Raw genomic sequence first — 16,679 nt, forward strand, 5'->3', positions numbered from 1 at the left:
ATGCTCCTCATGCTCGCGCCTGGCACTGCGACGGCACGACCGGGTGCGCGGCCCTGGCCCGCCACCCCGATCCTCCCACGTCCGGGGGGCGAACCCGCCCTCCGGTCCAGCTATCGGACGCGGTGTGATCAGATTCGGGGCCTAGCGAGCCGCCAGCGCCTGCTCCCCCGCCGCGCGCATGGCCGCGAGCGGCGCCTTGGGGACGCCCGTCATCTGTTCGACCTGGAGGACGGCCTGGTGGACCAGGAGGTCGAGACCGCCGACGACCTTGCCGCCGCGCTCGGACCAGGCGGCGGCGAGCGCCGTCGGCCAGGGGTCGTACAGAACGTCGAAGAGCGTGCCGACCTTGTCCGGGAGGGCGGTCGCGAGGGCGTTCGTGGTGCCGGCGGGGGTGGTCGCGATGACCAGCGGCGCCTCGAAGGCCTCCGCCGCCCGCTCCCAGTCGGCGGTGCGGACGTCCACGCCGAGCCGCTCGCCCCAGCCGCGCATCTCCTCGGCGCGCGCCTCGCTCCGTACGTACGCGGTGACGGGCCCCCCGCAGATCCGGGCGAGGGCGGCGAGCGCGGAGGAGGCGGTGGCGCCGGCGCCGAGGACGGCCGCCGACTCCACCTTCTCGACGCCCCGCTCGCTCAGCGCGGCGATCATGCCGGGGATGTCGGTGTTGTCGCCGACCCGGCGCCCGTCCTCCTGGAAGACGACGGTGTTGACGGCCTCCACGGAGGCGGCCGTGTCGCTGACCTCGTCGAGCAGCGGGATGATCGCCCGCTTGAGCGGCATGGTCAGCGAGAGCCCGGCCCAGGTCTCGTCCAGCTCCGCCACGAATCCGGGCAGCGCCGCCTCGTCGACCTCGAAGCGGTCGTACGACCGGTCGTCGAGCCCGAGCGCGGCGTACGCGGCCCGGTGCAGGACCGGGGAGAGGGAGTGGGCGATCGGCGAACCGAGGACGGCCGCGCGGCGGCGCGTCTCACTGGCCCGTGTTGGCATTGAACTTTTCCTTCAACCTGTTGTGCTCGGCCAGGGTCTTCGCGAACTCGGTCTTGTTCATGCCGTCGGTGGCGACGAAGTAGAGCCAGCCGTCGTTCGTCGGATTGAGCATGGCGGCGAGCGCCTCGTTGCCCGGGTTTCCGATCGGTCCCGGCGGCAGACCCTTGTGCTTGTACGTGTTGTACGGGTCCGTGTTGGTGTTCGCCTCTTCCTCGGAGATCTTGATCTCGCTCTGACCCTTCAGGTAGTTGAGGGTCGAGTCGAACTGGAGCAGCTGGACGGTCTCCATGTTGCCCGGCTTCAGGCGGTTGTAGACGACCTCGGCCATCTTGCGGAAGTCGTCGTGGGTCTTGCCCTCCGCCTGGACCAGGCTCGCGACCGTGAGGAGTTCCCAGGGTCCCTCGACTCCGAGCCCCTTCGCCTTCGCGTTCAGGTCCAGCTTGGTGTACTCCTGGTTCGCGCGGGACACCATCTTGCGCAGCGCGTCCTCGGGCTTGCTGCCCTTGGCGACCGGGTAGCTCGCCGGGAAGAGGAATCCTTCCAGCGGGTCCTTGAGGTCATCGTGGTTCTTGGCCCACTCGGGGAGGCCGAGGGAGTCCGCCTTCGCGAGCGCGATCTCCTTGGTGGTGCCGGGCTTGAGGTCGAGGCGCTCGTCCAGCTTCTCGTAGACCCAGGCGTTCCGCTTGCCCTCGGGGATGATCAGGTTGGCCTGGCTGGCCGGGTTCAGCATCAGCGCGACCGCGCTCTCGGCCGACATCTCCTTCTTCAGCGTGTAGACGCCCGCCTGGATCGAGAGGCCCTTGGGGTTCTTCTGCTGCGCCGAGACGAAGGCGTCGACGCTCTTGACGACGCCGGCCTTCTTGAGGATGTTGCCGATCTCGTAGCCGCCCGCGGCCTTCGGGATCTCGACCTGGACGTCGCCGCTGCCGCTTCCCGCGTAGTCGGGCGCCGCACCGAACTCGCCCTGCCAGAACTGGTAGCCGAAGTAGCCGACGCCGCCGACGCCGCCGACCAGGACGAGGGCGACGACCAGGCAGGCCACGCCGTTCTTGCCTTTGCGTTTCTTCGCTTTGCTCCGGCGTTCGCGGTCGCCGTCGCGGGAGCCCCGGCCGCGGCCCGGCTCCTCGTGGTGGTCGTCGTCCTCGTCGTCGCCACCGGTGAAGAAGGGGTGCTTCTCCTCCTCCGGCTCCGGGTGCGCCTCTTCCTCCGGCGCCCAGTCGACGACCGGCTCCGGCGGCTGCTGCCGGCGGCCGGGCGGCTGGGGCGGCGGGTAGGCCTCGGGCGTGTTGTAGAGGTCCGGGTTCTGGCCGCCGTACGGATCGGCCGGGGGCGCGCCGTAGGCCATCGCCGCCTGGCCGGTCTCCCAGTTGCCGTCGTACTGCTGTGCGGGGTTCCCGGGCGTGTCGTAACCGCTGCCCGGGAACCCCGTCTCGTACTGCTGCTGCGCCTGCTGGTACTGCTGCGGGTACTGAGGCTCGGCGTACTGCTGCGGGGCCTGCTGGTACTGCTGCCCCTGCTGCTGGTACTGCTGTCCCTGCTGCTGGTACGGATCGCCCCCGTAGCCCTGGTCGGCGTGACCGCCCTGACCGTACGGGTCCGCGTAGCCCTGGCCGCCGTGGCCGTACTGGCTCGCCTGCTGCGGGTGCGGGTACTGCTGCTGGCCCTCCCACCCCTGGTCCCCGTAGAGCGGGTCCCCAGGGTGCCACGGTTCGGAGCCTGGGCCCCGGCCATACTCAGTCATCGATCCCCAAACAGCCGCGAGGCTTCCGGACGATCCGCCTCTACGTAGTGCGGCAGCTGTTCGAACACCGCCGCATCGCGCGGAACGTTACCGTATCGCGATCAGATGACCACTTCGACGCCCTCACCGGGCGGATTACCTGATACCCGTTCGGACTCAAGAGCGTTCTGAAGGATGATCACAGCGGCGGCCTGGTCGATGACGGACCGCCCCTTCTTCGCCTTCACGCCCGAGGCCCGCAGACCCTGGGTCGCGGTGACGGTGGTCATCCGCTCGTCGACCAGCCGCACCGGCACCGGGGCGATGCCCTTGGCCATCTCCCGGGCGAAGGCGCGGACCTTGGTCGCGGCCGGGCCCTCCCGCCCGCTGAGCGAGCGGGGCAGGCCCACGACGACCTCGATCGGCTCGTACTCCTCGACGATCTGGCGGAGCCGCCGGTGGGCGGCCGGGACGTCACGTCCCGGCACGGTCTCCACCGGCGTCGCGAGGACCCCGTCGGGGTCGCACGAGGCGACCCCGATCCGGGCGTCCCCGACGTCGACCGCGAGACGGCGGCCGCGGCGCATCGTCACGCCGTCTCCACCACGAGGCGCTCGACGGCGGCGATGGCCTCGCCGACGGCCTCCGGGTTCTGGCCGCCGCCCTGGGCGACGTCCGGCTTGCCGCCGCCACCGCCACCGAGGGTCTTGGCGGCCGTGCGGACCAGCTCGCCGGCCTTGAGACCGCGCTCGCGGGCCGCCTCGTTGGTGGCGATGACCGTCAGCGGCTTGCCGCCCACCGTGGTGAACAGGGCCACGACCACCGGGCGGTCGGAGGGGATCCGGCCGCGCACGTCGAGGACGAGCTTGCGGAGGTCGTCGGCGCCGGTGCCGTCCGGGACCTGCCCGGTGACGAGGGCGACGCCGCGGATGTCGCGGGCGGAGTCGACGAGCCCGGCGGCGGCCTGGAGGACCTTCTCCGCACGGAACTTCTCGATCTCCTTCTCGGCGTCCTTCAGCTTGCCGAGCATGGTGGAGATCTTCTCCGGCAGCTCCTCCGGACGGCCCTTGACGAGCTCCTGGAGCTGGGCGACGACCGTGTGCTCCCTGGCGAGGAAGTTGTACGCGTCGACACCGACGAGGGCCTCGATGCGGCGCACGCCGGAGCCGATGGACGACTCGCCGAGCAGCTTCACCAGACCCAGCTGGGCGGTGTTGCCGACGTGCGTGCCGCCGCACAGCTCCTTGGAGAAGTCGCCGATGGTGACGACGCGCACCTGCTCGCCGTACTTCTCGCCGAACTCGGCGATGGCGCCCTGGCGCTTGGCCTCGTTGATCGGCATGACCTCGGCGTGGACGTCCAGCTCGCGCGCGAGGACCTCGTTGATCTTCTGCTCGACGTCGGTGAGGACGGCGCCGGGGACGGCGTTCGGCGAGCCGAAGTCGAAGCGGAAGCGGCCGGGCTGGTTCTCGGAACCGGCCTGGGCGGCCGTCGGGCCGAGCGCGTCGCGCAGGGCCTGGTGCGTCAGGTGCGTGGCGGAGTGGGCGCGGGCGATGGCCCGGCGGCGCTTGACGTCGATGGTGGCGTAGGCGGTGGCGCCCACGGTCACCTCGCCGACCTGCACGGAGCCCTTGTGGACCGAGACGCCCGGGACCGGCTGCTGGACGTCGCGGACCTCGATGACGGCGCCGCTGTGCAGCTTGATGCGGCCCTGGTCGGCGATCTGGCCGCCGCCCTCCGCGTAGAACGGGGTGCGGTCGAGGACGACCTCGACCTCGTCGCCCTCGGAGGCGGCCGGCGAGGGGACGCCGTTCACCAGGAGGCCGACGACCGTGGTCTCGCCCTCGGTGTTGGTGTAGCCCGTGAACTGGGTGGCGCCGTTGCTGTCGGCGATCTCCCGGTACGCGGTCATGTCGGCGTGGCCGGTCTTCTTGGCCTTGGCGTCGGCCTTGGCGCGGTCCCGCTGCTCCTTCATCAGGCGGCGGAAGCCGTCCTCGTCCACGGAGAGGCCCTGCTCGGCGGCCATCTCCAGGGTGAGGTCGATCGGGAAGCCCCAGGTGTCGTGGAGCAGGAAGGCCTTCTCGCCGGCGAGGACCGTGCCGCCGGCGGCCTTGGTCTCGGTGACGGCGGTGTCGAGGATGTTGGTGCCGCCCTTGAGGGCCTTCAGGAAGGCGGCCTCTTCGGCGAGGGCGACGGTCTCGATGCGCTTGCGGTCGGTGACCAGCTCCGGGTACTGCTCGCCCATCGTGTCGATCACGGTGTCGACGAGGTCCTGGACGACCGGGCCGGTGGCGCCGAGCAGGCGCATGTTGCGGACGGCGCGGCGCATGATGCGGCGCAGCACGTAGCCGCGGCCCTCGTTGCCGGGGGTGACGCCGTCGCCGATGAGCATCACGGAGGTGCGCATGTGGTCGGCGACCACACGGAGCGAGACGTCGCTGTCGTGGGCCTTGCCGTACTCGACGCCGGTGAGCTCGGTGGCCTTGTCGATGACGACCTTGAGGGTGTCCGTCTCGTACATGTTCTGGACGCCCTGGAGGATCATCGCCAGGCGCTCCAGGCCGAGGCCCGTGTCGATGTTCTTCGACGGCAGCTCGCCGAGGATCGGGAAGTCCTCCTTGCCGGAGCCCTCACCGCGCTCGTACTGCATGAAGACCAGGTTCCAGATCTCCACGTACCGCTCGTCGTTGACGGCCGGGCCGCCCTCGACGCCGAATTCGGGGCCGCGGTCGTAGTTGATCTCGGAGCACGGGCCGCAGGGGCCGGGGACGCCCATGGACCAGTAGTTGTCCTTCTTGCCGAGGCGCTGGATGCGCTCGGCCGGGACGCCGACGACGTCGCGCCAGATCTGCTCGGCCTCGTCGTCCTCCTGGTAGACGGTGATCCAGAGCTTCTCCGGCTCGAGCCCGTAGCCGCCGTGCTCCACCGGGGTGGTCAGCAGCTCCCAGGCGAGCTTGATGGCGCCTTCCTTGAAGTAGTCGCCGAAGGAGAAGTTGCCGCACATCTGGAAGAACGTGCCGTGTCGGGTGGTCTTGCCGACCTCCTCGATGTCCGGCGTGCGCACGCACTTCTGCACGCTGGAGGCGCGCGTGAAGGGCGGCTTGACCTCGCCCAGGAAGTAGGGCTTGAACGGCACCATGCCGGCGGGGACGAGCAGCAGAGTCGGGTCGTCCGCGATGAGCGACGCCGAAGGGACGACGGTGTGCCCGCGCTCCTCGAAGAAGCTCAGCCAGCGGCGGCGGATTTCAGCCGACTCCATCAGTGGTCCTCATTCCGGTTGTACGAACTCGTAGGCGTCTTGGAAAACGAATGGGTGGCCGGGTGCGCGACCGGGCCGAGCGCGGCCCTCCGGCGCGGCTCCGGGAGTTCCCGGCCCGGCTCGACGGGGGTGGCCAGGCCGAGGGCATCGTCCAGCTCGGCCTCGCGCTGGAGCATGCCCGCCCTCACGTCGAGGGCGAAGCCCTTGAGCCGGTGCCCGGTCTCGACGGCCTTGTTCGCCGCCTGGGCGGCGAGGCTCTCGGGGGTCAGCTGCTTCAGCTTCCGGTTGACCTTGGCGGTGGCCCACACGCCGGCGGCTGCGCCGGCCGTGAACCAGAACGTGCGGCGGAACATCGCGGCTCAGCCCTTCTGCTTCCGGCGTCGCGAGGACGGCACGGTACGGCCGACGATCACAGTACGGCGGTCGCCGGCCCGCGGCGCGTCCTGCGCCTCGCGGCCCCGGCCCAGCGCCTTGCGGACGCCGTAGCCGAAGGCGGCCACCTTGACGAGCGGGCCCCCGAAGGTGGAGGCGACGGTCGTGGACAGCGCGGAGGCGTTGGAGGTGACCTCCTGGACGTCCGATGCGATGGCGTCGACCCGGTCGAGCTGGGTCTGCGCCGAGCGCACGGTCGCGGACGCTTCGGCCAGCAGGGGAACGGCCTGTTCGGTCACGTCCGCCACCAGCCTGGTGGTCGCCCTGAGCGTCTGCGCCAGCCTCACCAGTGCCACGGCGAGGAAGGAGACGAGGATCGCCCAGAACACGGCCACCAGGATCCCGGCAACCTCTCCACCGGTCACTGTGCACCGCTCTCTGCTGTCGTTGGGCCTTGTGAAAGTCGTCCCCCGACCCTATCGCGCCCGGGCTGTCCCGCCGTACCGCATTACCGCCCGTGGGACGGGAGTTACGGGATCTCGATTGTACGGAGCGCGCGCGGGTGAGTACGCTCCGTGTCCCATGCGACGGAGCAATCTCCCGGCGGAGCTGAACCGGTTCGTCGGACGGGCCGCCGAGCAGGCCGCACTGACGGCGCTCCTGGAGACATCTCGCCTGGTCACGATCGTGGGCGTGGGCGGAGTCGGCAAGACGCGGCTGGCGCTGCGGGCTGCCGCGGGGGCGCAGAAACGCTACGGCGAAGGAGTCCGGCTCGCCGAGCTCGCACCCCTGCGCGACCCGGATCTGGTCGCGTACGCCCTGGTGGAGGCCCTCGGGCTGACCGACCACACGCCGAAGGCCCCGCGCGAGGTCCTCGTCGAGCACCTCGCGGAGCGGCGGACTCTGCTGGTGGTGGACGGTTTCGAGCACCTCGTGGAGAGCTGCGCGCCGCTGCTGCGGGACCTCCTCGCCCACGCGCCGGAGCTCACCGTGCTCGCGGCCGGCCGGCGGCCCCTGCGGGTGGCGGGCGAGGCGGTGTTCCCGCTGGCTCCGATGGGCGAGGCGGACGCGGTGGCGCTCCTCGCCGAGCGGGCGGCCGAGGCGGGCGCGCCGGTGACCGCGGATCTCCCCGCGACCCCGGGCGCGCCGGACTTCGCGGGGACCGGGCCGCGGACGGCTCCGGCGACCGGTCCGGAGGCCGTGCGGGAGCTGTGCCGGCGGCTCGACGGGATCCCGCTCGCCCTGGAACTGGCGGCCGGCCGTCTCCCCCTCCTCTCGGCCGAGCAGATGCTGCACCGCCTCGACGACCGTTTCCGGCTGCTGACGGACGGCGGGCGCGGGGTGCTCCCCCGCCATCAGACGCTGCGCACCGCGATCGGCTGGAGCCACGAGCTGTGCACCCCGGAGGAGCGGCTGCTCTGGGCGCGGCTCTCGGTCTTCGCCGGCCCCTTCGACCTGGAGGCGGTGGAGTACGTGTGCGGGAGCCGGGAGCTGCCGCCGGAGCGGGTCCTGGACCACCTCGGGGGCCTGCTCGCGCAGTCGCTGGTGGCGCGCGAGGACACGCCGGCGGGTCCGGCCTACCGGCTCCTGGACACGGTCGCGGCGTACGGGGCGGAGTGGCTGGCGGCGCTCGGCGACACGGAGCGGATGCGGCGGCGGCACCGCGACTGGTACATGGGCCTGGCCACCTGGTGCGAGCTGGAGTGGTTCAGCCCCCGCCAGGCGGAGGTGGCGGCCCGCACGGACGCGGCGCTGCCCAATCTGCGGGCGGCGCTCGACCTGTGCCTCGAACTCCCGGAGGACGCGCACCTCGCCCAGCACCTGGCGGGCACGCTGTGGTTCGCCTGGGTGGGCTGCGGGCGCCTGTCGGAGGGCCGGCACTGGCTGGAGCGGGCGCTCGCCCTCGAGTCGGGGCACGAGGAGGCCCGGCTCAAGGCGCTGTGGGTGCTCGGATACGTGACGGTCCTGCAGGGGGACGGTACGGCGGCGGTGGCGGCGCTCCACGAGTGCGGGGAGCGGGCCCGTTCCTCGCACAACGTGCTGGCGGAGGCGTACGCGACGCACCGGATGGGCTGCCTCGCGCTGCTCTCGGACGACCTGCCGCGGGCCGAGTCGCTGATCGGGCGGGCGCTCGACTCCTACCGGGAGATCGGCGAGCTGAACAGCAACGTGCTCATGGGACAGGTCGAGGTGGCGATGGCGCGGGCCTTCCGGGGCGACCTGGAGGGGGCTGTCGCGATCTGCCGGGAGGTCCGGGAGGTCTGCGAGGAGCGCGGAGAGCTCTGGACCCGGGCCTACGCCCTGTACGTCCTGGCCTTCTCGGCGTGGACCCGGGACGCGTACGGGGAGGCGCGGGAGCTGCTCACCGAGTGCGTCTCGGTCAATCACGCCTTCCGTGACCTGGTCGGTCTCGTCCTGGCGATCGAGCTGCTCGCGCTCGTGACGGTGAGCGAGGGCGATCCGGCGGAGGCCGCGGTCCTCCAGGGGGCGGCGGTGCCGGTGTGGGACACGGTGGGAATCCGCCTCTTCGGCTCGGAGGCGTTCGACGGGCCGAGGGCCTTGTGCGAGCAGCGGGCGGCGGAGGCCCTGGGCGCGGAGGCGTTCGACGCCGCGGTCCGGGCGGGCCGGGGCCTCTCGCTCGACGAGGTCGTGGAGCGCGCGCTCGCCCGGCACCGGGATCCGGCGGACGTCGGCGGCGCGGCGGAGGCGATGGCCCCACGGCCGTTCCGTACGGCCCGGTCGGCGGCGGTCCCGGGAACGCGGAAGCCCGCCGGCTCCCCCACCGGAAAGGGCGGGGAAGCGGCGGGCTGAACACCGCGGAGGTGGTACTGCTCCCGTGCTGAGATCAGCGGGCGTAGTACTCGACGACCAGCTGCTCGTCGCAGATGACCGGGATCTCCTTGCGGTTCGGGTCGCGGTCGAGGCGGAAGGCCAGGGCCTTCAGGTTGACCTGCAGGTAGCGCGGGGTCTCACCCTCGGCGGCGAAGCCACCCTCACGGGCCATCTCGAACAGCGGCTTGGTGCGGCTGCGCTCGCGGACCATGACGACGTCGTCCGGACGGACGCGGAAGGACGGCTTGTCGACCTTCTGGCCGTTGACCTGGATGTGGCCGTGGACGACCATCTGGCGGGCCTGGTAGATGGTGCGGGCGATGCCCGAACGCAGGACCAGGGCGTCGAGGCGACGCTCGAGCTCGACGACCAGCGCCTCGCCCGTCTTGCCCTCGGCCTTCTTGGCACGGTCGTAGGCGCGCGCCATCTGGCGCTCGCTGATGTCGTACTGGGCGCGCAGACGCTGCTTCTCGAGCAGACGGACCTTGTAGTCCGAGTTCTGCTTGCGGCCGCGGCCGTGCTCGCCCGGCGGGTAGGGGCGGGCCTCGAAGTACTTGACGGCCTTCGGGGTCAGCGCGATGCCGAGGGCACGCGACTTCTTGACCTTGGGACGGGACTGGTTCGCCATGAACCAACCTCTCTATCTGTACGAATACGGCTTCACCAGGGTTAGGGGAGGTCGCATCCGCAGCTCGGGAAACCCGTCTGGTCCGTACGGGACGGACGTGGCGGGCAGCCGCTCCCAGGTCTGGGCACATACGTGCAGCACGCGAACGACCCATCGCCGCTCCCGGGAATCCGGGTGGTGATGGGTGGCCCGCGACACCTTCGAAGGTGCGCGACGCTCCTGGAAACCCCGCCCGAGGGCCGGGTCTCCGGCTGACTGTCCCGTTCTGGTGGTGCCGACCGGAGCCGGACACGGGACGCAGCGATCCGCACCAGTGTACCGGCTCCGGAGGACGCGCTCGTACGGCCCTCAGCCGCCCTCGCCCTTCAGGCGCTCGCGCACCCGCTCCACCACGTCCGCGTACCTCGCCTCCGCGCCGTAGCGCGTGGGTTCGTAGTACCGGCGGCCGTGGATGGTGTCCGGGGCGTACTGCTGGGCCGCGATGCCGCCCGGCACGTCGTGCGGGTACACGTACCCCTGGGCGTGGCCGAGCTTGGCCGCGCCCTTGTAGTGGCCGTCGCGCAGGTGCGGCGGGACCGAGCCCGCGAGGCCGTTGCGGACGTCGGCGAGGGCGGCGCCGATCGCGGTCGTCGCCGCGTTCGACTTCGGGGCCAGCGCCAGGGCGATGGTGGCGTGGCTCAGGGTGAGGGCCGCCTCGGGGAAGCCGATCATCGCGACGGCCTGGGCGGCGGCGACGGCGATCGGCAGGGCGTTCGGGTCGGCGAGGCCGATGTCCTCGCTCGCGGAGATCATCAGCCGGCGGGCGATGAAGCGCGGGTCCTCCCCCGCCTCGATCATCCGCGCCAGGTAGTGCAGGGCCGCGTCCACGTCCGAGCCGCGGATCGACTTGATGAGCGCGCTCGCCACGTCGTAGTGCTGGTCGCCGTCCCGGTCGTACTTCACGGCCGCGCGGTCGACGGTCTCCTCCACGGTCTGGAGGGTGATCTCCGGCTCGCCCTTGGCGATCGCCGCGCCCGCCGCCGCCTCCAGGGCGGTCAGGGCGCGCCGGGCGTCGCCGCCGGCGACGCGCAGGAGGTGCGCCTCGGCGTCCTCCGGCAGGGTCACGGCCCCGCCGAGTCCCCGCTCGCCGGTGAGGGCCCGGGCCATCAGGCCCTTGAGGTCCTCGTCGGTCAGCGGCTCCAGGGTGAGGAGCAGGGAGCGGGAGAGGAGCGGGGAGATCACGGAGAAGTACGGGTTCTCCGTGGTGGCGGCGATCAGCGTCACCCAGCGGTTCTCCACGGCCGGCAGGAGCGAGTCCTGCTGGGCCTTGGAGAAGCGGTGGATCTCGTCGAGGAAGAGGACGGTCTCCTTGCCGAAGCCGCCGACCGCGCGCCGGGCGCCGTCGATGACGGCCCGGACCTCCTTGACGCCGGCGGTGATCGCGGACAGCTCCACGAAGCGCTTGTTCGTGGCCTTCGAGACGACGTACGCGAGGGTCGTCTTCCCGATTCCCGGCGGGCCCCAGAGGATCACCGAGGAGGCGCCGGCGGGACCGCCGTCCCCGTCGCCGACGAGCCGGCGCAGCGGCGACCCGGGCTTGAGCAGGTGCTGCTGGCCCACCACCTCGTCGAGGGTGCGGGGGCGCATCCGCACGGCCAGCGGGCTGCTGGCCGGGTCCTTCTCCTGGCGGTCTTCGGCTGCTGCGGTAAAGAGGTCGGGCTCCACAGTGATGAAGCCTAGGTCACCGCACCGACAGTCCGGATTCCCGTCAGCCGGTCCAGAAGTCCCACCAGCGGGTCAGGATCAGCATGCCGATGATCCCGATGTGCAGGACCGGCAGGATCCAGGTGAACTCGTCGAAGAAGGTCCTCAGGCCGCGGGGGGCGGGGATCACGCCGTGGCGCACGTTGTGCGAGGTCACGTACCAGAACATGACGATGGTGGCGACCCAGGCCAGGGAGCACCACAGGCAGAGCGAGCCGATCACGTACAGGGACTGGTACATCAGCCAGGTGCAGAACCCGACGCCGAAGAGCGTTCCGGCGTTGAGGCCGAGCCAGTACCAGCGGCGGTAGCGGGCTCCGGCGAGCAGGCCCACGCCGATCGCGATCACCATCGCGTACGTGACGAGGCCGAGCATCGGGTTCGGGAAGCCGAAGACCGAGGCCTGCTCGCTCTTCATGATGTTGCCGCAGGAGACGATCGGGTTGAGGCTGCACCCCGGAGTGAAGCCGGGGTCTTCCAGGAGCTTGAACTTGTCGATGGTGATGACCCAGGCGGCGAGCAGTCCGGCCGCTCCGGTGATCACGAGGAGCCAGGAGAAGGCCCGGCTCGCCCCGATCGTGCCGCCGCCGTCCCGGCCGGACCCGATCTCGTCCACCGCTGCCTTCGCCATGTCACCTTTTCCCTCGCTCGACCGGCCTTGTGGGCACGGTCATTCTGCAACACGGACCTGCCGTCCGGCCGTTCGCGCGGGATAAGGAAGGGCCCGGACCGCGGTGTGGTCCGGGCCCTTCCCGTACGACGCATCAGGCCAGCTTGGCCCGGACCGCCTCCACGAGACCGTCCACGGCGACGGCCTGCTGCTCGCCGGACTCCATGTCCTTGAGCTGCACGACGCCCTCGGCGAGGTCGCGCTCGCCGGCCACCACGGCGAGGCGGGCGCCCGAGCGGTTGGCGTCCTTCATGGCGCCCTTGAGGCCCTTGCCGCCGAAGGAGAAGTCGGCGGCGACGCCGGCCCTGCGGAGCTCGGTGACCTTGCCGAAGAGGAGCTTGCGGGCCTCCTCGCCGAGGGCGACGGCGAAGACGCTGGTGGCCGCGGGGATGTCGAGCTCGACGCCCTCCGCCTCCAGGGCGAGGACCGTGCGGTCCACGCCGAGCGCCCAGCCCACCGACGGCAGCGCGGGTCCGCCGATCATCTCGGAGAGGCCGTCGTAGCGGCCGCCGCCGCCGACCGCGGACTGCGAGCCGAGGCCGTCGTGCACGAACTCGAAGGTGGTCCGGGTGTAGTAGTCCAGGCCGCGCACCAGCTTCGGGTCGTCCTCGAAGACGACGCCCGCCGCGGTGATCAGGGTGCGCACCTCCTCGTGGTACGCCTTGCACGCGTCGCAGAGGTAGTCGCGCAGGAGCGGCGCGTCGACCAGCTGCTTCTGGACGTCGGCCCGCTTGTCGTCGAGGACGCGCAGCGGGTTGATCTCGGCGCGGCGCAGGGTCTCCTCGTCGAGGTCGAGACCGCGCAGGAAGGTCTGCAGGGCCTCGCGGTAGACGGGGCGGCACTCCTTGTCGCCGAGCGAGTTCAGCAGGATGCGGAAGTCGCGCAGGCCGAGGGCGCGGTACGCCTCGTCGGCCAGGATGATCAGCTCGGCGTCGAGCGCCGGGTCCTCGGCGCCGATCGCCTCGGCGCCGACCTGGGAGAAGTGCCTGTAGCGGCCCTTCTGCGGGCGCTCGTAGCGGTAGTACGAGCCGGAGTACCAGAGCTTCACGGGGAGGTTGCCCTGCTTGTGCAGGTTCGCCTCCAGGGCGGCGCGCAGCACGGAGGCGGTTCCCTCGGGACGCAGGGCGAGCTTGTCGCCGCCCTTGGTCTCGAAGGCGTACATCTCCTTCGTGACGATGTCGGTGGACTCGCCGACACCGCGGGCGAACAGGTTGACATCCTCGAAGCCGGGGGTCTCGACGTAGCCGTAGCCGGACTTCCGCAGCGGGGCGGCGATCGCGTCACGGACCGCCAGGTACTTCGCGGAGAACGGCGGAATCAGGTCGTACGTGCCCTTGGGGGCCTTGAAGGTGCTCACGAAAATCTCGTCACATTCCTCGTCGGGGAGCGTCCGTGCTCCCGAGGCCGGCGGCCACGTCCCGCAGATAGGGGTTCGTGGCGCGCTCCTGGCCGATGGTCGTCTGGGGACCGTGTCCCGACAGGACCACGGTCGAGTTGTCGAGCGGCAGGCACACGCGGGCCAGCGACGCGAGCATCTCGTCCATGTCACCGCCGGGAAGGTCGGTGCGTCCGATGGAGCCGGCGAACAGCAGATCCCCGGAGAAGAACACGGAGGGGATCTCCGTGGTCTCGGGCATCCGGAAGGTCACCGACCCCTTGGTATGGCCGGGCGCGTGGGCGACGGAGAACTCCAGACCGGCGAGCTTCAGCTGAGCACCGTCGGTGAGCTCGCGCACGTCGTCGGGCTCTCCCACGGTCAGCTCGCCCATGAGGGGCATCCCGATGGAGCGGCCGAGGGCCTTCTCCGGGTCGCTCATCATGTAGCGGTCGGACGGGTGGATCCACGCGGGGACGTCATGGGCGCCGCACACCGGGACGACGGAGGCGACGTGGTCGATGTGTCCATGGGTGAGGACGACGGCGACGGGCTTGAGCCGATGCTTCTTCAGCGTCTCCTCGACCCCCTGCGCGGCCTGGTGGCCGGGGTCGATGATCACGCACTCCTCGCCTGCGGCGGGGGCGACCAGGTAGCAGTTGGTCCCCCAGGCCCCGGCGGGGAACCCGGCAATCAGCACGTTCGTCCTTAGGGTCGTCCGGCACGAGGCGCGGAAATCACGGAATGCGGCAGATCAGAGCCTACCGGCGGTGCCGCTTCCACAGCCAACCCGTATACGGTACGGGCACATCCGGCCAGGACAGGAACAGACGAGCGACAAGGAGCGGACCCGGTGGTCACCAGCGATCAGCGGCGGCGGCAGCTTGCCAGGGAGAAGTACGCGCGGCAGCAGCAGCGGCGGGAGGAGAACCGGCGCAAGGCGAAGCGCCGCAACACCGTCATCGCGGCCGCCCTCGCGGTGGTGCTGGCCGCGGGCGGCGCCGTGTACGCCTCCGTGGCACTGACGGACGGCTCCTCGAAGGGCTCGGACAACACGGCGAGCGACGCGCCCACCCCGGCGCCCTCGGAGAGCGGGTCGAAGAGCTCGGAGCCGGAGCTGACCGTCGACCGGAAGGCCACGTACGCCATGGCCCTCAAGACGAACGAGGGCGACGTCACGATCACCATGGACGCGGCGAAGACCCCGCACACGGTGAACTCCTTCAAGCACCTCGCCGACAAGAAGTACTTCGACGGGACCAAGTGCCACCGCCTCACGACCGAGGGCATCTACGTGCTCCAGTGCGGCGACCCCAAGGGCGACGGCACCGGCGGCCCCGGCTACACGATCCCCGACGAGAACCTGGGCGCCCTCGGCAAGGCGGGCGCGGACGGCACGGTGACCTTCCCGGCCGGCACCGTCGCCATGGCCAACACCGGACAGCCGGGCTCCGGCGGCTCGCAGTTCTTCCTCGTCTACAAGGACACCAAGCTGCCGCCGACCTACACCCCCTTCGGGAAGATCGACGCGGCCGGCCTCAAGGCGGTCCAGGACGTGGCGAAGGCGGGCGTCGAGGGCGGCGCGACGGACGGCGCTCCGAAGAAGCCCGTCACCATCGAGAAGGCGACCGTCGCGAAGAAGTGAGCCCGCTCGTCCGCACGCGGGCGCGACCGTCGAATCTCGGTCGCGCTGAGTGCGGACAGCCGGGCCGCCGTTCGCCTAGATTGGCGTTGTGCAGCGTGGGCCGTCGGCCGCGCTGTGGAAGGCGGGCGAGGCCCGCCGGGAAACTGTGGACGATGCCCGGGGGTACGACCCCGTGACGGCATCATGGTGAGGAGGCGCTGTGAGCAGCGACCCGTGGGGCCGCGTCGACGAGACGGGCACCGTGTACGTGCGGACGGCCGAGGGCGAGAAGGTCGTCGGATCGTGGCAGGCCGGCACCCCTGAGGAGGCCCTGGCCTACTTCGAGCGCAAGTACGAGGGCTTGGTTGTCGAGATCGGCCTCCTCGAGAAGCGGGTGAAGACCACCGACCTCTCGGCGAAGGACGCCACCGCGGCGATCGAGCACATCCGCCAGCAGGTCGACGAGCACCACGCCGTCGGCGACCTGGCCGCGCTCTCGGCCCGTCTCGACAAGCTGGTCGAGACGGTCGACTCGCGCCGCGAGGAGCGCAAGGCCCAGAAGGCCAAGCAGACCGACGAGGCGCGTGCGGCCAAGGAGAAGCTCGTCGCCGAGGCCGAGGAGCTGGCCCAGAGCGAGCAGTGGCGCTCCGCGGGAGAGCGGCTGCGGGCGCTCGTGGACACCTGGAAGGGCCTTCCCCGGCTCGACCGCAAGTCCGACGACGAGCTGTGGCACCGCTTCTCGCACGCCCGCTCGGCGTTCTCGAAGCGCCGCAAGGCCCACTTCGCGTCGCTGGACGCCCAGCGCGAGGACGCCCGCAAGGCGAAGGAGCGTCTGGTCGCCGAGGCGGAGTCGCTGTCGAACTCCACGGACTGGGGCAACACGGCGGCCCGCTACCGCGAGCTGATGGCGGAGTGGAAGGCGGCCGGCCGCGCCCAGCGCGAGCACGAGGACGACCTGTGGAACCGCTTCCGCGGCGCCCAGGACGTCTTCTTCGCGGCGCGCGGCGAGGTCTTCGCCGAGCGGGACGCGGAGCAGACCGAGAACCTCAAGCTGAAGGAGGAGCTCGCGACCGAGGCCGAGAAGCTGGTGCCGGTGACGGACCTGAAGGCGGCGCGCGCGGCCTTCCGTTCCCTCAACGAGCGCTGGGAGGCCATCGGCCACGTCCCGCGTGACGCCCGTCCCAAGGTCGAGGGCCGGATGCACACGGTGGAGCGGGCGATCCAGGAGGCCGAGGAGGCCGAGTGGCGCCGGACGAACCCGGAGGCGCGCGCGCGTGCCGCGGGTCTGACCGGTCAGCTCCAGGACGCGGTCGAGAAGCTGCGCAAGCAGATCGACGCGGCCCGTGCCGCCGGCAACGACGCCAAGGCCGACAAGCTGGCTCGTGAGCTGGAGGGCCGTCAGGCCCTGCTCGACCAGGCGCTGAAGGGCCTGGAGGAGTTCGGCGGCTGATGCCCTGACCCCTGCTGTACGA

Annotated in this window: 14 protein-coding genes; 3 read left to right on the forward strand and 11 right to left on the reverse strand. The window is 71.3% G+C overall.

Annotated features, from left to right (window positions below; all coding sequences use genetic code 11):
* Positions 1-141: 141 nt before the first annotated feature.
* The 6 genes from K7G60_RS04540 to K7G60_RS04565 form a co-directional block, all read right to left on the reverse strand.
* Entirely contained in the window at positions 142-984 is an 843-nt protein-coding gene (locus tag K7G60_RS04540; protein ID WP_225799480.1) for a shikimate dehydrogenase, read from the reverse strand.
* Positions 965-2,725 (reverse strand): endolytic transglycosylase MltG, encoded by a 1,761-nt coding sequence (mltG, locus tag K7G60_RS04545; protein WP_225799481.1) that lies wholly within the window; start codon positions 2,723-2,725, stop codon positions 965-967. The genes K7G60_RS04540 and mltG overlap by 20 nt, the downstream gene beginning before the upstream one ends.
* A gap of 101 nt (positions 2,726-2,826) precedes the next feature.
* Positions 2,827-3,291: a Holliday junction resolvase RuvX gene (gene ruvX, locus K7G60_RS04550; RefSeq protein ID WP_030693079.1), complete on the reverse strand. Its 465-nt coding sequence runs from the start codon at positions 3,289-3,291 to the stop codon at positions 2,827-2,829.
* Positions 3,292-3,293: 2 nt separating this feature from the next.
* On the reverse strand, positions 3,294-5,963 hold the full coding sequence (gene alaS, locus K7G60_RS04555; protein ID WP_225799482.1) for an alanine--tRNA ligase: 2,670 nt from the start codon (positions 5,961-5,963) through the stop codon (positions 3,294-3,296).
* Entirely contained in the window at positions 5,963-6,316 is a 354-nt protein-coding gene (locus K7G60_RS04560) for a DUF6167 family protein (protein ID WP_225799483.1), read from the reverse strand. Before K7G60_RS04560 ends, alaS begins: the two co-directional genes overlap by 1 nt.
* Before the next feature lie 6 nt (positions 6,317-6,322).
* Positions 6,323-6,760, reverse strand: coding sequence for a DUF948 domain-containing protein (locus K7G60_RS04565; RefSeq protein WP_225799484.1), 438 nt, complete (start codon positions 6,758-6,760; stop codon positions 6,323-6,325).
* Between the two features lie 157 nt (positions 6,761-6,917).
* Between K7G60_RS04565 and K7G60_RS04570 the strand changes: the two genes are divergently transcribed.
* Positions 6,918-9,146 carry an AAA family ATPase gene (locus K7G60_RS04570; protein ID WP_225799485.1) on the forward strand — a complete coding sequence of 743 codons (2,229 nt, stop codon included), beginning with the start codon at positions 6,918-6,920 and terminating at the stop codon, positions 9,144-9,146.
* 34 nt (positions 9,147-9,180) lie between these two features.
* On the opposite strand, the gene rpsD is transcribed toward K7G60_RS04570, so the two are convergent.
* The 5 genes from rpsD to K7G60_RS04595 all read right to left on the reverse strand — a co-directional run bounded on the left by rpsD (position 9,181) and on the right by K7G60_RS04595 (position 14,283).
* Positions 9,181-9,795, reverse strand: coding sequence for a 30S ribosomal protein S4 (gene rpsD / locus K7G60_RS04575; protein WP_225799486.1), 615 nt, complete (start codon positions 9,793-9,795; stop codon positions 9,181-9,183).
* Between the two features lie 348 nt (positions 9,796-10,143).
* Positions 10,144-11,499 (reverse strand): replication-associated recombination protein A, encoded by a 1,356-nt coding sequence (locus K7G60_RS04580; protein ID WP_225799487.1) that lies wholly within the window; start codon positions 11,497-11,499, stop codon positions 10,144-10,146.
* A 43-nt stretch (positions 11,500-11,542) separates the two neighbouring features.
* Positions 11,543-12,169 (reverse strand): vitamin K epoxide reductase family protein, encoded by a 627-nt coding sequence (locus K7G60_RS04585; protein ID WP_225799488.1) that lies wholly within the window; start codon positions 12,167-12,169, stop codon positions 11,543-11,545.
* A 133-nt stretch (positions 12,170-12,302) separates the two neighbouring features.
* The gene (hisS, locus tag K7G60_RS04590) at positions 12,303-13,565 is read right to left on the reverse strand and encodes a histidine--tRNA ligase (protein ID WP_225799489.1); all 1,263 of its coding nucleotides are present in this window, start codon (positions 13,563-13,565) and stop codon (positions 12,303-12,305) included.
* A 10-nt stretch (positions 13,566-13,575) separates the two neighbouring features.
* Positions 13,576-14,283: an MBL fold metallo-hydrolase gene (locus tag K7G60_RS04595; RefSeq protein ID WP_225799490.1), complete on the reverse strand. Its 708-nt coding sequence runs from the start codon at positions 14,281-14,283 to the stop codon at positions 13,576-13,578.
* Between the two features lie 153 nt (positions 14,284-14,436).
* Between K7G60_RS04595 and K7G60_RS04600 the strand changes: the two genes are divergently transcribed.
* Together K7G60_RS04600 and K7G60_RS04605 are read left to right on the forward strand one after the other, a co-directional pair.
* Positions 14,437-15,228 carry a peptidylprolyl isomerase gene (locus tag K7G60_RS04600; RefSeq protein ID WP_225799491.1) on the forward strand — a complete coding sequence of 264 codons (792 nt, stop codon included), beginning with the start codon at positions 14,437-14,439 and terminating at the stop codon, positions 15,226-15,228.
* A 199-nt stretch (positions 15,229-15,427) separates the two neighbouring features.
* Positions 15,428-16,657, forward strand: coding sequence for a DUF349 domain-containing protein (locus tag K7G60_RS04605; protein ID WP_225799492.1), 1,230 nt, complete (start codon positions 15,428-15,430; stop codon positions 16,655-16,657).
* Positions 16,658-16,679: the final 22 nt, after the last annotated feature.

It is taken from the genome of Streptomyces sp. NK15101 (genome assembly GCF_020400725.1).
GTDB lineage: Bacteria > Actinomycetota > Actinomycetes > Streptomycetales > Streptomycetaceae > Streptomyces.